14 protein-coding genes and 2 pseudogenes are annotated in these 13,882 nt (G+C 62.6%); 7 read left to right on the plus strand and 9 right to left on the minus strand.

What is annotated here, in order from left to right; genetic code table 11:
• The first annotated feature begins 372 nt into the window (after nucleotides 1-372).
• The 3 genes and pseudogenes from A5782_RS04450 to A5782_RS26680 form a co-directional block, all read left to right on the plus strand.
• Nucleotides 373-963, plus strand: a complete 591-nt coding sequence (locus tag A5782_RS04450; protein ID WP_064880560.1) for a CAP domain-containing protein — start codon at nucleotides 373-375, stop codon at nucleotides 961-963.
• 191 nt (nucleotides 964-1,154) lie between these two features.
• Nucleotides 1,155-1,505, plus strand: a complete 351-nt coding sequence (locus tag A5782_RS04455; protein WP_064880562.1) for a DUF732 domain-containing protein — start codon at nucleotides 1,155-1,157, stop codon at nucleotides 1,503-1,505.
• 117 nt (nucleotides 1,506-1,622) lie between these two features.
• A pseudogene (locus tag A5782_RS26680) lies at nucleotides 1,623-1,872 on the plus strand (hypothetical protein); the annotation flags it as partial.
• Nucleotides 1,873-1,977: 105 nt separating this feature from the next.
• Here A5782_RS26680 and A5782_RS25165 read toward each other — a convergent pair.
• Nucleotides 1,978-2,259: a TetR/AcrR family transcriptional regulator gene (locus tag A5782_RS25165; protein ID WP_082942775.1), complete on the minus strand. Its 282-nt coding sequence runs from the start codon at nucleotides 2,257-2,259 to the stop codon at nucleotides 1,978-1,980.
• Nucleotides 2,260-2,822: 563 nt separating this feature from the next.
• Here A5782_RS25165 and A5782_RS04460 point away from each other — a divergent pair.
• From A5782_RS04460 to A5782_RS04475, 4 genes and pseudogenes are all read left to right on the plus strand, one after another.
• Nucleotides 2,823-3,482 carry a GntR family transcriptional regulator gene (locus A5782_RS04460; RefSeq protein WP_255360768.1) on the plus strand — a complete coding sequence of 220 codons (660 nt, stop codon included), beginning with the start codon at nucleotides 2,823-2,825 and terminating at the stop codon, nucleotides 3,480-3,482.
• Nucleotides 3,483-3,550: 68 nt separating this feature from the next.
• Nucleotides 3,551-3,616: pseudogene (locus A5782_RS27180) on the plus strand (zinc ribbon domain-containing protein); the annotation flags it as partial.
• 7 nt (nucleotides 3,617-3,623) lie between these two features.
• Complete coding sequence (locus tag A5782_RS27185; RefSeq protein WP_369815582.1) at nucleotides 3,624-3,866, plus strand: OB-fold domain-containing protein; 243 nt, start codon at nucleotides 3,624-3,626, stop codon at nucleotides 3,864-3,866.
• Nucleotides 3,867-4,440: 574 nt separating this feature from the next.
• Nucleotides 4,441-4,965, plus strand: coding sequence for a hypothetical protein (locus A5782_RS04475; protein WP_156623796.1), 525 nt, complete (start codon nucleotides 4,441-4,443; stop codon nucleotides 4,963-4,965).
• 267 nt (nucleotides 4,966-5,232) lie between these two features.
• Here A5782_RS04475 and A5782_RS04480 read toward each other — a convergent pair whose 3' ends face one another.
• The 8 genes from A5782_RS04480 to A5782_RS04515 all read right to left on the minus strand — a co-directional run bounded on the left by A5782_RS04480 (nucleotide 5,233) and on the right by A5782_RS04515 (nucleotide 13,779).
• The gene (locus A5782_RS04480) at nucleotides 5,233-5,649 is read right to left on the minus strand and encodes a hypothetical protein (protein ID WP_064880548.1); all 417 of its coding nucleotides are present in this window, start codon (nucleotides 5,647-5,649) and stop codon (nucleotides 5,233-5,235) included.
• A gap of 72 nt (nucleotides 5,650-5,721) precedes the next feature.
• A complete protein-coding gene (locus tag A5782_RS04485; protein WP_064880550.1) occupies nucleotides 5,722-6,576 on the minus strand; it encodes an ABC transporter permease in 855 nt (284 codons plus the stop codon).
• Nucleotides 6,573-7,352: an ABC transporter permease gene (locus tag A5782_RS04490; RefSeq protein WP_064880552.1), complete on the minus strand. Its 780-nt coding sequence runs from the start codon at nucleotides 7,350-7,352 to the stop codon at nucleotides 6,573-6,575. Before A5782_RS04490 ends, A5782_RS04485 begins: the two co-directional genes overlap by 4 nt.
• Before the next feature lie 18 nt (nucleotides 7,353-7,370).
• Nucleotides 7,371-8,846, minus strand: coding sequence for an MCE family protein (locus A5782_RS04495; RefSeq protein ID WP_082279427.1), 1,476 nt, complete (start codon nucleotides 8,844-8,846; stop codon nucleotides 7,371-7,373).
• A gap of 1 nt (nucleotide 8,847) precedes the next feature.
• On the minus strand, nucleotides 8,848-9,984 hold the full coding sequence (locus tag A5782_RS04500; RefSeq protein WP_369815583.1) for an MCE family protein: 1,137 nt from the start codon (nucleotides 9,982-9,984) through the stop codon (nucleotides 8,848-8,850).
• Entirely contained in the window at nucleotides 9,981-11,399 is a 1,419-nt protein-coding gene (locus tag A5782_RS04505) for an MCE family protein (RefSeq protein WP_064880556.1), read from the minus strand. Before A5782_RS04505 ends, A5782_RS04500 begins: the two co-directional genes overlap by 4 nt.
• A complete protein-coding gene (locus tag A5782_RS04510) occupies nucleotides 11,396-12,754 on the minus strand; it encodes an MCE family protein (protein ID WP_067095747.1) in 1,359 nt (452 codons plus the stop codon). The genes A5782_RS04505 and A5782_RS04510 overlap by 4 nt, the downstream gene beginning before the upstream one ends.
• Entirely contained in the window at nucleotides 12,751-13,779 is a 1,029-nt protein-coding gene (locus A5782_RS04515) for an MCE family protein (RefSeq protein WP_067095741.1), read from the minus strand. Before A5782_RS04515 ends, A5782_RS04510 begins: the two co-directional genes overlap by 4 nt.
• Between the last annotated feature and the right edge of the window lie 103 nt (nucleotides 13,780-13,882).

Here is a 13,882-nt window from a genome sequence, read left to right on the forward strand (position 1 = left end):
CTAGAACGCTGAAATATCAGCAGATAGGGGAATTCTCGGGATGGTCGTTCACCTCGAGGTGGACCGGTTGCTGATCGGTGGACAGTTAGTTCCGGGCCGTGCTGCCAGGCTTCAACTTTCCCACCGCCGATGTTGCGGTATCTCGCCCCTGTGCGCAGCTTGTCGGCGCCGTGAAGACCAATTTCAACACGACCATGAATTCCAGGCACAGTATCTGGTCAACCAAGCGGTGAGCGAAGTGTGCCCCGCACTGATTTGGCAGCTGCATCCACTACCAGCCGTCGGCCGTCACGGACCGACATAGGGGAGACGATCGTGAAGTGTCGAGGGCTGACCGTTGCTGCTTCGGTGATCGTCGGCGCAGGCGCGCTACTGGGCACGCCGGCACATGCGGATAACGACAACAACACGCTCATACCGAACAATAAGCGCCTCAATGACGGCGTGGTCTCCAATGTCTTCACTATGCAGCATCAGGCGGGTTGCACTAACGACGTAAGGCCCAACCCGCAACTGCAGCTCGCCGCCCAGCGCCACACCGAAGATGTGTTGAACAACCGGGCCCTCGACGGTGATATCGGCTCAGACGGGTCGACTCCGCAAGACCGCGCCAATGCGGCCGGCTACCACGGTCAGGTGGCCGAAACCGTGGCGGTCAACCCCGCATTGGCCATCAGCGGCATCGAGTTGATCAACCGCTGGTATCACGACCCCGCAGATTTCGCGATCATGTCCAACTGCGCCAACAGCCAAATCGGCGTGTGGTCATTGAACAGCCTGGATCGCACCGTCGTGGTCGCCGTCTATGGGCGGCCAGCGCAGCCGGTCAACACCCAGGGTGAGAACGTTCCCGTTGGTCCCAGCCCCGACTACGACGTCAGCGACGAGCTCGAACACGGCCTCGACTGGCTGCCCTGGATCCTGCGCGGGGTAAGCCCGCCACCCGCCTACCCGCCGCAATAGACGAAGCCGTTGAACCTAAGCATCGCTTCATGTTTAGCGAACATGACATGAACTCCAACCCTGGCTCGAAGCCGTGCGACGGCCTCGAGCGTACGCACGGCACGTGTAGAGATAGGACACCGATCGGCGCGCGTCTGCTACACCGGTGCAAGCGCACTCGGGCATCAGCGGCCAAGCGTCGAAAGTGGCTCATCGGCTTTGTCGTCGTTGCCGCTGGACTCGGCGATACCACACCGGCGCTAGCCGCACGGGCGCATGCCGCGCCAGCGCCGGAAGTGGAATACACCTATGACGTAATGGTGCGGCGCCACTACAACTTTGACAACCCTGACCAAGCCATCGAGTACGGCCACCGTATCTGTGACAAGGTCAGCGGAGGCCAGAGCTACGGTCAAGTAATGGGCGATGTGAAACGCGACGTGATTCCCAACGACGAGTTTGCGGCCAATTACCTTGTCTCGTATGCGATTAACCTTCTGTGCCCTGCCGAGATATGGCAGCTGCGCAACTCAGCCGCAGGCTACCAACCCCCACCGGGCTAGCGGGATGCCGCTTGTCGGGCCTACGAATGTGTGCAGGTTTGATCACACGGCAACTGGACGATCGAGGCTGGACATGAGGCTCACCAGGGTTCTGTCGACGCTAGTGCGGTGGTTTGGATTGTCGGACCATCGTCCGGACTGACCTGGGCAACGGCGACGATAGGGGTTACCACCGCGGGTTATGAGAACCTAATGGCTCCGTCGGCCGCGATGGGCCACGATATCCCGTTGGCGTTCTTAGCTGGCGGCCCCACCAGGGCTATCTGCTGGATCCCTTCGAGCTGCCTCGGACGTCAGCAAGTGGGTCACCGCGGGTGACCCGATGAACACCGTTGCCGGCAAGGGTATCTCGGTCGTGGCGCCAGCCATCCAAGCGCTGAATGTGCGTGAGACATTGCGGCCGCTCAATGGTCTAGCGCGACGTTCTCGGGAAGATAGGTGGCATGCAAACCCGGGTGCCGCGCAAAGCTTTCTAACACCAGGGCATACGTGGAGCCTCGAGCAGCGCCTCCTCGATCCGCCGATCCGCAATGTGTTGGATCGCCGCGACGAGCACGCTGGATTTCGATCCGAAGTGATGCCCGCGGGCGCCCAGCGTCACGCCGGCACGCTCGGCCACTCGAGGCGTGGTCGTTCCTGCGTAGCCGTAGTCGACGATGCAGTCGATGGCGGCATCAAGCAGTAGCGCGCGAGTGTGTGCGCTGCGCTCCTCTTGAGTACGCCGGGGGGCTGGCTTGGTCTGTCCGGTGGGCATCCTGCAGTGACCAGGCAACGGACAGAAAACCTTTGGATTTCAGACCACCCGTGGCACCGACCTGGTACTCACCGACGGCCTGGCCGTCATCGCCGACTGACGGGATCACAGCGGAACCGGTGCCCAAATTCGGGATCAGCCGTCCCCCGGCTGAGCCGGCCTGAGTATGGTGTCGCGCGCCAGCTTCGGAGCCGCCGGCGCGGCAACCGTGTCACTATCGGCTCCAGTGGTCTTAGGGCTGCGCGCGCACCGCTGCCCGCACGACTCAGGGGTCCGCTATTCCCGCTACCGGGTCCTGTGCCGCGGTTGGCCGTTCGCCTGTTGGCCGTCTCGGCGACGATACGCTGGGCGTAGGGTCTGTCGGTAAGCATGCGTGGCCGCATGTCATTTCGTGGTTCAACAAATGATGTATCAAGTATATAATCTTGCCGCAGGGTCTATGCGCGACGACGCGAATGCCGTCGATGCATTTAAGGCCCGCCAACGTGCGTTTCGCAGGAGGTCACGTTAAGGAGAAGGAAAGCGCGATAACTACGCTCGCTCAGACGCGTTCAGCCGCGCCCCTGCGGTTCACAAGCGCCCACCAGGTGGCAGAGCACATACGGCGAATGATCTTTGAGCGCCAACTCGAAGCGGGCGACCGTGTTCCTCAAGACGAGATCGCAGCGCACCTCGGGGTGAGCCGGGTGCCCGTGCGGGAGGCTGTCATCGCGTTAGCCAGCGAGGGTTGGTTGGCCGCCGAACCCCACCGGGGAGCCTTCGTCATCGGTCTCGACGAGAACTCGACGTACGATCATTTCGAGTTGATCGGGATGTTCTATGGCTTCTGCGCACGTCGCGCAGTGGAACGTGGTTCCGACGAACAGATCGCTCAGCTCGTCGAAGTCAATAAGGCGCTTCAGAAAACCAGTGACCCCGATGAACTATGGGATTGCAACAACGTGTTCTTGCGGCACTTGGTGCTGGCCGCGGGTTCTCGCCGCGTCGTCTCGATGGCACGCGTAATTACGGGCAGCATCATTCCTGGGAACTACTTCGCAGAAGTTCCCGGCTCCGATCGTATACACAAGCGGGGTATGCGTGCAGTCATGCACGCTATCGCAATACGCGCAGGAGAAACCGCCGAGCGGGAGTTCGCCCACCTGTTCCACACCGAGGCCGACCACGTCGTCGAATTACTTTCTGCGCGTGGGTTCTTCAGCCCTGCGAAAGACGACAAATGACAACCCGTCCGGCTCCGACGGTCACTGATAGTTCGCGCGACTTCTGGGAGTGAGGACCGGTACAAGAACTGAGGATTGCACGCTGTGAGGATTGCCGGACATGGCATCATCCGCCGCCGCTGGTATGTCCTCGATGCTTGAGTGGCCATATCGTGGGGCGCCGATCAGCGGGCGCGGTGTTGTCCATTCGTTTACCATCAATCGCTACCAGTGGGCCCGCAGCGCGAGCCGCCCTACGTGTTGGCGCTGATCGAACTGGAAGAACAGCCCGGACTCCGGTTGCTTAGCGCATTAGTCGGTTGTCAGAATCCGACGGTCGGGATGGAGGTTCACGTCGCGTTCGAACCAGCAGGCGAAGCCAGAGCACCGGTGTTCACTCAATGAAGGCTGAGGACCTTGCGGTAATTTCAGGTATCGGTCGGTCCTCGATTGGTCGCCGTCTTGATATCGATCCCCGCCGGCTCGCGCTCGACGCTGCCCCTCGAGGCCATTGACGATGCCGGGTTGAACCGGGCGGACATCGACAGGGTTTCCAGCTATCTAGGCGCAGTCGGTTCGGCGCCGGCGATAGCCGGCGCCGGCACCGAGGACCTCAGAACGATGCTGGGATTGAATCTGCGATGGCACAACGCGGGTAACGAGATGCCGGGGCAATTGGGAACGGTCGCCAGCGCCGTCTTGGCGGTCGCCGCCGGACTAGCTTCGCACGTTTCATGTTTTCGCTGTGTGTGGGAGTCGACTACCCAGAAGATAGCCGGTGACCGTCAATCTTTAGTAAGCGCCTCCACCCGTGATGCGATGTCGTGGGGCAAGCCCTACGGTGCCGGGTGCTCGACCTACGGTGCGTTGGCCATGCAACGCTACATGCATGAGAGCGGTTCCAGTCGTGACCAATTCGCGCAAATTGCGGTTGTCGGCCGGTCGAACGCGGCCGCCAATCCGGGTGTATCGGGAGCCGATGACTGTCGAGGACTACCTCGAGTCGAGGACGATTTCCGACCCACTATGCATCTACGACTGTGATGTACCAGTGGACGGTGCGATGGCCGTCGCCATCTCTCGCGCGCGTCCTTGTGCGTGGCCCGGCGCGGTGCGGATCGAGGCCATTGGGACCGCCAGCGGATTCCAAGCATGCGCCGAGATAATGTGGGAACGTTTGGATTTGACACCCGGTGACGTTGATATCGCTGAAGTGTATGACGGTTTCAGTATCTACGCGGTCCGGTGGCTCGAGGCGCTCCGGCTCGTACCGCGCAACGAAGCGGGACTGTTCCTGCAAGGGGGGCAGCGCATTGCCCTGGACGGTGAGCTGCCGATCAGTACCGGCGGAGGCCAACTGTCGGGCGGACGGGTACACGGTTACACAGCGTTGCTCGAAGCCTGCATCCAGTTGCGCGGGCTAGGGGGCGAGGGCGACGGCGACGCCTCGACCGATTCCTCTTCCTGCGCCGATCACGATCGCAACCGATCGAGGATCACCTAGGGCTCCCTTCGTTCAGACCGGACTGTTGTATATGAATTCGAAATCACGCTCGAATTGAATGACTTGCGGTGTCATTCAGAGACTTACGTGGCGCCGCATCAGCATGGGAGTGCTCAGTGTGACTGATGCCTACCTCGTGTCGACAATCGGCGGGCTGCGTCGTACATCACGGCGACGATGGCTCGTCGGTGGAGATGGCAATTAGCGTTGAGCACCGAGGCCCCGGTGGGCCATTACTGAGCGCGCCACGCTCTCTCGCCGGGCCTGTCACCGCTTCGGTTTGTAGGAGTCCACGTCGCCTTCCTCGGCGACCTTGGCGAGCTCGACGTTGAAGTGCTGCATTAACTGCTGCAACTGGTCGTGGGGGTTGAACTCGATCAGTTCGCACGCCTCGTCATAGATGAAGTGATGTCCCTTCGGGATGAAGTACACGGAGCCGTCCTCGATCAGTTCCTGTGAGCCGTCGGTATAAATCACCCGAAAAGACCCAGACTTCACGTAGCCGTAGTGATCGCAGGGGCAGGTGTCGTCGGGAAGGCCCTTGTAGAACGGTCCGGTGTCGACCGGGGTGCGACACCAGCTGTACCCGATCTCCATGTTGGTGGCGCCAGCGCGGATCGAGCGCATACCACCACTGCCGTGATCCGGGGTGAGGCTTGGAATGTCGTCGGGCTGGAAGTGCATCAGCGGGCTCCTCGGCGTGGTCGGTGCGGGCAACGACGGTCCTTTGGTCTGGGTCGGATTCGGGCATCGGGTCTAGCCGGACAGGTTGATCGCCGGCGACTGGCCGTAGATAGCCAGCGTGACACCGAGCACCACTGTTACGGAGGTGATCATGGATGTACGCACTGCGCGTCCGACGGCCTCACCGACCCCCGCCGGGCCGCCGGACGCGTTGAACCCGTAGTAGGTGTGGACCAACATGATCACTATTGCCATGACCACGGCGGTCATACACGACCACGCGAGATCCACCGGGTTGAGGAAGGTATAGAAGTAGTGGTCGTACACCCCGCTGGACTGGCCGTAAATCGCGGTCGTGCCCAGGCGTGCGGCAAGGAACGCCATCAACACGGCGAGGCAATATAAGGGAAGTACGACGATGACGCCTCCGACCACACGGGTCGACGCTAAGTAGGCGATGGAGCGGATTCCGATGACGTCGAGCGCATCGATCTCTTCGTTGATTCGCATCGCGCCGAGTTGAGCGGTGGCGCCAGCTCCGATCGTGGCGGCCAGGCCGATGCCGGCAATGAGGGGAGCGATGAGCCGGACGTTGACGTAGGCGGAAACGAAGCCGGTCAACGCTTCGATGCCGATGTTGGACAGCGAGTGGTAACCCTGGACGGCGATCAGCGCGCCGGCTGAGAACGTCAGAATGCTGACGATCGCTACTGTGCCGCCGATCAGTGCGAGTGCGCCCGTACCCAAACCCATTTGGGCGATGACGCGGATCAGTTCAGCGGGGTAGCGTCTGAATACGTCACCGATGGATAGCAGTGTCTTTGCATAGAATTCCGCCTGTGTGCCCAGCCGCTGCCAACTCTGGGTCACTCGCGACCGGGCCCGGGCGGCCCGCGGCCACAGGCGGCTGGGGTGGCTGACCGTCATGCCGTCACCGAAACGCCGACCGCGGTGACGATGAGGTTGATGACGAACAGACCGACGAAGGAGTACACGACTGTCTCGTTGACGGCGTTACCGACGCCCGAGGGACCTCCACCTACCGACAACCCCTTATAGCACGCGATCAACCCGGCGGTGACACCGAACAATGCCGATTTGACGATCGAGATGATCACCTCGGGAAGTCCCACTAGGAGTGTGAGTCCGCCGGCGAAGGCTCCCGGGGTGGCGTTCTGTAGAAATACCGAGAAGGCGAATCCTCCGACGAGCCCGACGGTTGTCACCAATGGGGAGAGCAGGATCGCGACAATCGTTGCCGCGGCCACCCGCGGGACGACGAGCCGTTGGAGGGGGTCGATGCCCAGCACGCGCATCGCATCGATCTCTTCGCGAATCGTGCGGGCGCCGAGATCGGCGCACATTGCCGTGGCACCTGCACCGGCTACGACCAAAACCGTAACCATAGGGCCGATCTGGGTGACAGCGCCGAGTGCAGCCCCGCTGCCAGCTGCGTCTTGGGCGCCGATCTCGATCAACAGGATGTTGATCACGAACACCGCCATGACCGTGAAGGGGATCGCGAGCATGATGGTCGGAACGATCGCCACCCGAGACACGAACCACGCCTGCCGGATCAGTTCATGCCAGGCGAATGGTGGCCGAAACATCAGCAACAGGGTTTCGGCCGACATGGCGAAGAATTCTCCGACCGCGGTCAATGGCTTGGATGCGGCCGCTCCCAGTCGTCGTCGGGTGCTCATGTTGTGACTCTTCAACTTTCAGGGAGCGGCGGGAGCTAGCAGTGACCGCAGCGTGGGGGCCCGGGCTCCCACGGCGAGGTCGGTCTGGGTGTACACCTGACCGTCGGGACCGAGGTACGTTCCGTCGACGGGGTTGTAGTCGGCGATCCCCAACGCCGTCGGTGGTGTCGCCGGTGGGGGAGCGCCGCCGGGAGAGACGGGTACCTGCCGATTGGGGGATACCACCCCGGGCGGGAACTGGGGGACGTCTTGGCCGGACATTGTCGCGTTCGGATCGCCCTTCCAGTTATTGCCGTCGTTGAGGGGCACGTATTCCTGATCGCTTTCACACATCCACTCCGTCGGCGCCCTCTTCCACGGCTTGGTTTCACATGGAATATTCCGGGCCCCACGGACATTGAACGGCGCATCCTGCGGTATCCGGCAGTACAGGTCGCCTTCGGGCCGCGGTGGCGCATCCACTTCAGCGGGAGTGCGGCGCTGACTGGGCGGCAGGTACCCGGTGCTGCATGGCGGTGGCAGGTTCAGGTTGAGCGCAAACTGCTCCATGGCGCCGTGGTAGGGCTGCTTGGTATTTAGGTTGGGCACGGCGACCGCGCCGATTTGGGCCGTCGCCTGGGGGAAGAGGACGAGCGTTTGTTCGATGTTCGGGTTGAACACGATCCCCACGTCTGCGAGGCTGACCAGGTTGGCCAAGAGCACCGGCACTGACGGTTTGATCCGGTCGAGCAGGGCTCGTGCCTCGTCAGCTGCCGGGCCACCTTTCCGGAGTACACCGGACAGCGCGTCGTCGTGGTCCTTGAGCTGACCAGTGATGGTGGCAAGGTGGGCGGCCCAGGCGGTGATTGCATCCGAGGACTGCACCTGCGAAGCCAATAGTGGGCCGGAGTTGTCGATGATGTTGGTCAGGTCGGCCAGGTTGTTGCGCGTGTCTATGGCGAGATTGTTCGCTCCGTCGACGATACGAGACAGCTCGGGACTCAAGCCCCCTAGTGCGGTGTAACTTTCGTCGACCAGGGTCTTCAGATTTCCTTTCGGCACCGCAAGAAGTGCCCGGTTGGTCAGGTCGAGTTGAGCGTTGATGTCGGGGGGGATGGTCACATCGGTGATGACGTCGCCGTCGCGCAGCGGCCGCGAGTCCGGATTGCGGGGCACCAGGGCCACGAACTGCTCACCGATGGCCGATTGGCTGTGAACCTGCGCGGTCGACTGTGCGGGGACCTGGTATGTCGATTTGAGCCGCAAGCGAGCTTCGACGCCCGTCGGCGTCAGCGTGACGTCTTCCACCTGTCCGATGGTGCTGCCCGAATACGTCACGTTGGCACGTGCGTAGAGGCCCGCTGCCTCCGGTAAGTGCACGATGACCGTGTATTGGTCGGCCCCGAACAACGATGTGCCGACGCGGCCGTATCCCACGGTCAGGACCGTCATGGAGATCGCCGCGATGACCGCGAACACCGCGAACCTGATCTTGATCGATCGTTCCAGGTGCACGCTATGACCCCTGATTCAGGTGGTAGGGAACGACTAGCGGATTGCCCGAGGTGTACGGGGCTGGGATCTGGCCGATGGTGCGGCCCCACTGCATCTCTAGCTCGGTGAGGTTGCCCTCGAATCGGGTTCCCGTAAGGAGACTGGTGTCGATGCGGTTCAAGGTCAGGTCGAGGATCACTGACAGGTTGGCGTAGTCACCGCGCAGGGTCTTGGGCAGCTTGTAGATGTTGAATGGATACGCACCCAACTGGACCAGAGACCGGGTCAGCGAGGGGCCGGCGTTGGCCAAGGATTCCAGCACCGGCCCGATGTCCTGCAACTCTCGCACCAGAGCGTCTTTCGTCGGCCCGATGGTGGCGTTCATGAGATCGGCCAATTTGCCGGTCTTGTCGAGAGTTTCGACGAGTTTGTCGCGCTCGTCGGCGAGTACTTTGAAAGCGCCGGGAATCGTTCGCAGTGCGTTCTCGATCACCGGCTTTTGATTGGCGTACTGATTGGCCAGGCCGTTGATACTTTCAGAGGCCCGGATGATGTCACCGGTCTGGTCGTTGAGGTTGGCGGTGAACCTGTCGAGTTGCTCGAACAGCTGACGCATATCGGCATCGCGCCCGTTTGCATATGCCGTGGTCAGTGCTTCGTTGATGTCCTGCAGCTGGCCAAGACCGCCGCCGTTGAGCAAGAGCGACAACGACGATAGCGTCTGTTCTGTCGTCGGGTAGCTTCCTGCTCGCGACAGCGGGATCACAGCGCCGTTGGTGAGCTTGCCCTGCGGTGTCGCATTTGTGGGGGGCGCCAGCTCGATGTGCAGGGAGCCGAGCAAGCTGGTCTGCCCGACCTTCGCCGTGGCGTTGGCGGGGAGGTCGACGTCGCCGTCGATGCGCATCGTCACCAACGCATGCCAGCCTTGGACCGCGACGTTGGTGACGTTTCCCACCGTGACATCACCCACCCGGACTCTGGAGTTGGGCTCGATGTTGGTGATGTCGGGTATCTGGGCTTTGATCTCGAAGGAGCCCGGTCCGCCGCCGGCCGTACCTGGCAGTGGCAGCGAGTTCAGGCCGTGCCACGCACACCCCGACACCGTCACGACGGTGAGCAGACTGGCCGCGAGACGGTGAAGTGTCCGCAGCGGCATCATGATCCGGCTCCAGCTGCGGATGGAGCCGCGGGGGTCTGGGCGGCGGGTTCGTCGGCCACGGCCCCAGGTGTTGCGGCCGGTGGCCCTGACCGAGCGGCCCCGGGTTGGGTCTGTTCGGCGGCCAGTGGCGCGGCGCCGTCCGGCTGGGGCACCGCTTGCGGCGGGGTAGCCGGACGATAATCGGGTCGTAGCCAGTCCTCGCTGTAGGTGATCTCGTTCGGACGTGCTGCCGCCCCGACGATGGGAACCGGGATCGGCAGAATGAGGGGACCCAACGGGATCGGGATCACGCCAAGGCCGAACGTGGTGCCGATCGGGGCAAAGTTGTACTGCCGGTTCTTGAGTATCGGTGCCAGGTATTGCACGCACAGCTTGGCCGATTGTTGGTAGTTGAGTTTGGATGCGGCTTGAATGGCGCCGCAGATGAACTGGATGGGGCTGGCGAAGTTGGCCAACGCGAAGCTGCCTCCTATCGCGGCGGCTGCTGGGCGGTAGATGTTGGCAAAGTTCGCCAATGCGTTGGGCCCAACATGCAGCACTTCCTTCAGATCGGGAAGGCTGGTCTTTACCGCGGACGTCAGCGAGGTCAACTTGTCGACTGTCGTGCCAAGGGTCTCGCGGTTATCGGCGACGAATGTCTGCACGTCCGCCAGTGCGGTGTTCAGATCACGGACCGCGTTGCCGATCGCCTTGGGATCCTGGGCGATGTAGCCGGTGACAGTCGCTAGGTTGCCGTTGAGGCGCGCCAGCACGTCACTGCTCGACTGCAGCGCGGAGACCAGCACCGACAGATTCTTGACCGTGCCCCCAATGTCTCCGCTGTGATCTCCGACTGCTGAGATCGCTTCGGAGAGTTTGGTAAGCGCATCGCGGATCTGGGCGCCCTGCCCGCGCAGATTGTCGGCGGCGGTGTTGATCAGCTGCCCAGCGGGAGCGACGCCGCCGGTTTGCGTGGGTTGCAGTGTCTGGTTGAGTTTGGCCAGTTGCTCTCGGAGGTCGTCGTACTCGACCGGAACGGCGGTGCGACTCTGGGCGATGGTCGCGTTGTCAGCCATTTTGGGGCCGCCGGTGTACGGCGGCGTCAGCTGGATAACGCGTGCACTGACTAATCCAGGTGACAGTATCGCCGCGCCGGCCCCGGCCGGGACGGTGTACTTGGCGTCGTACCAGAACGTAACCCGGGCGCGATTTGGGCTCGGGGTGATGCTCTCGATCTCGCCGACCGGTACTCCCAGAATGCGCACCTGGTCGCCGACGTACAGGCCGTTGGTGTTGGCGAAGTAAGCCGTTACGTGGATCCGCTCGCTGCGTTGGACTGCCGTGAAGGTCAGCCAGACACCGCCGACCAACGCGCAGACCAGCGTGACGGCCAAAGCGATGCGGACCGTTGGGCGGCTGACGTTGTGTCGGGTCATGGCGTCGGTCCCGGTCGCGGGAAGTCGGGAATCATATTCGGGGAATTGACCTCGACCGGCGTGGGCGGCGGAAGGTTCTCCGCCGGTGCCGCGGGATCATAGCCAGCTGGCGGCCCCGGCGGCGGCCCCCCGGGTGGCGGCGCGGGCATCGGTTCGCGGTAGGGGTAACAGCCGCTCGGTCCCGGCAGGGGCAAACCTGGTGGACCGCATCCCGGATCGCCCGGGTTACCGGTGATGGCGTCAGGCACCGTCAGTCGCGGAGGCCCGCCCTGACCGGTGCGAGGAAAGGGGACCGGCAGCGCCGGCGTCGCCGGCTGGCCCACCTGGGGATCGGTCAGCTGGGAGGGCAGCAGCGTGTGGGGATCCAGCCCGAGGTCGGAGAATGCGGCGTCGATGAACGGCTGAAAGAATTGACCCGGCACCAGGTTCGCCAGATATTCGCGGAAAAATGGCCCTGCGGACACTGACTCCCCGAGCGACAAACTGAATCGTCTGATCAGGTGAATCGATTTGATGAGGTCGTCGCGGCGGTTGTCGATCATCGTCAGCACACCATTTACCTTCTCCAACGCCGGACGCAACGTGGACTTATTGTCTGCCACCAACCCCGAAATCTGTTGGGCCAGTGCGGAGATATTCCCAGACAACTGAGTCAGGGTGGTGGCTTCGCCGCTTAATTCGCCGAGTAGCGAGTTGGTGTCGTTCACCAAGCCCACGATCTGATCACTGCGTTCTCGGAGCACGCCGGTGACCTTGTTGGCGTCGGCGAACAGGTTTCGAAGTCGTTCGTCGCGCTTGTTGAGCGTGTCGGAGAATCGAGAGATGCCCTCGACGGCCGTCCGCAAGTCAGCCGGAGTGTTCTTGAACGTCTCGGCCAGTGTGGTCAGCGACTCGTTGAGTTTGTTGGTGTCGAGGCCCGCGATGGTTTGAGATAGGTCACCGAGCGCCTGCGGAAGCTCATAGGGAGATGTCGTGCGCTGCAAAGGAATCGGACCGTCGAGGCGGCCGTCGCCGTGTGTGGTCACCTCGACCAACCGAGTGCCCAGCAGGGTCTCGGTCTTGATCGCAGCCGCGGTGCGATCACCGGGATGGATGCTGTCGTCCATGGTGAACTCGACCAGCACCCGGGGTCCGTCGAGTCTGACGTCGGTGACCTCGCCGACTCGGAACCCGGCGACCTGCACCGGCGAGCCCGGGGTCAGTCCCGCTGCCTCGGCGAAGTAGGCCGTGTAGCGCCGATCAGAGTCCACGAACGGAAGGTGCTTGAAGCCTAGTGCCAGAGCGACAAGGGCGGCCACGGTCAATGTGCCGATCACGCCGATTATTTTGGGGTTGTACTCAGATGGCCTCTTCACTTCGGTGCACACCGCCCGGTGGTCTGACTGGCCACCCGAACATAGGTCGGTTGACCGCCCTTGCCGTTGACTTTGAGCACCAGCTCGCACATATACGCGTTGAAGAAGTCGCCGTAGAGTCCCTGGCGGGACAGCAGTTTATACGTGGGCAGTAATCGAGACAGGAAGTCTTGGAAGAAGTCGTGGTCGGCCACCACGATTGCCGCCGCTCGGTCGGCCTGGGTCACCGACTTCGTCAGGGGCGGGCGAATCTGGGTGAACAGGTCTGCCAAGGTCGCCGACGACGTGTTGAGTGCCGACAGCGAATCCATGACGTCGGTCTTGCGTGCCGCCAGCGCACCAACTAGATCGGACAGCGTGCTCACTGCCGTATCCAACTGCCGACTCTGATCGCTCACCGAGCCTAGTACGGTGTTGAGGTTGGTGATGACGTCTCCGATCAGCGCGTCGCGATCGGCCAGCGTGCTTGTGAACACCGCCGTCTGGCGCAAAAACGAGCCGACCGTCGGCCCTTCGCCTTGCAAGGCGCCGATGAGCTGCTGTGTCAACGTGTTGACCTGATCGGGGTTCAGAGCGCGGAACAACGGCTTGAGTCCGCCGATCAGCGCGTCCAGGTCCAAGGCCGGCGCGGTCCGGTCGATGGGAATCGTGCCGCCGCGTGGCAGCGCGGCCAGCCCACCGGCGCCTTCCTGCAGCGCGAGATAGCGCTCACCCGTGAGGTTTTGGTAGCGAACGACGGCCTTGGTTCCCAACGTGAGCGCGACGTCTTTGCTGACGCCGAAGTCGACGACGGCGATCTTGCTGTCCCGGATCGCGATGTTGCGGACCTTGCCGATCTCCACACCCGCGACGCGAACGAAGTTGCCGACCTTCAGCCCGCTTACGTTGGTGAATTCGGCGCGGTAGATCGTCTCGCGGTCGAAGCGCAGCTGACCGAATACGGCGATCATTCCGAAGGCCGCCAGCAGGCACACGGTCGCGACTATTGCGAATCGCCAGGCGGCGCCAAGGGTGTCGGTTTTCACGGTTGGCCGTTCTCCGGGGGTAGGGGCGCAGTCGGGGTGTCGACTGTCTCTTATACACATCTGACGCTGCCGACGATCGCATAAGTGTAGATCTCGATGGTCC

The sequence above is a fragment of the Mycobacterium sp. 852002-40037_SCH5390672 genome, assembly GCF_001665875.1.
Taxonomy (GTDB): domain Bacteria; phylum Actinomycetota; class Actinomycetes; order Mycobacteriales; family Mycobacteriaceae; genus Mycobacterium.

What these genes read in the sequence shown, in the direction of transcription:
- A5782_RS25165 (WP_082942775.1), bottom strand. Translation starts at nt 2,259, where the DNA reads ATGCCCACCGGACAGACCAAGCCAGCCCCCCGGCGTACTCAAGAGGAG.
- A5782_RS04475 (WP_156623796.1), top strand. Translation starts at nt 4,441, where the DNA reads ATGACTGTCGAGGACTACCTCGAGTCGAGGACGATTTCCGACCCACTA.
- A5782_RS04480 (WP_064880548.1), bottom strand. Translation starts at nt 5,649, where the DNA reads ATGCACTTCCAGCCCGACGACATTCCAAGCCTCACCCCGGATCACGGC.
- A5782_RS04485 (WP_064880550.1), bottom strand. Translation starts at nt 6,576, where the DNA reads ATGACGGTCAGCCACCCCAGCCGCCTGTGGCCGCGGGCCGCCCGGGCC.
- A5782_RS04490 (WP_064880552.1), bottom strand. Translation starts at nt 7,352, where the DNA reads ATGAGCACCCGACGACGACTGGGAGCGGCCGCATCCAAGCCATTGACC.
- A5782_RS04500 (WP_369815583.1), bottom strand. Translation starts at nt 9,984, where the DNA reads ATGATGCCGCTGCGGACACTTCACCGTCTCGCGGCCAGTCTGCTCACC.
- A5782_RS04505 (WP_064880556.1), bottom strand. Translation starts at nt 11,399, where the DNA reads ATGACCCGACACAACGTCAGCCGCCCAACGGTCCGCATCGCTTTGGCC.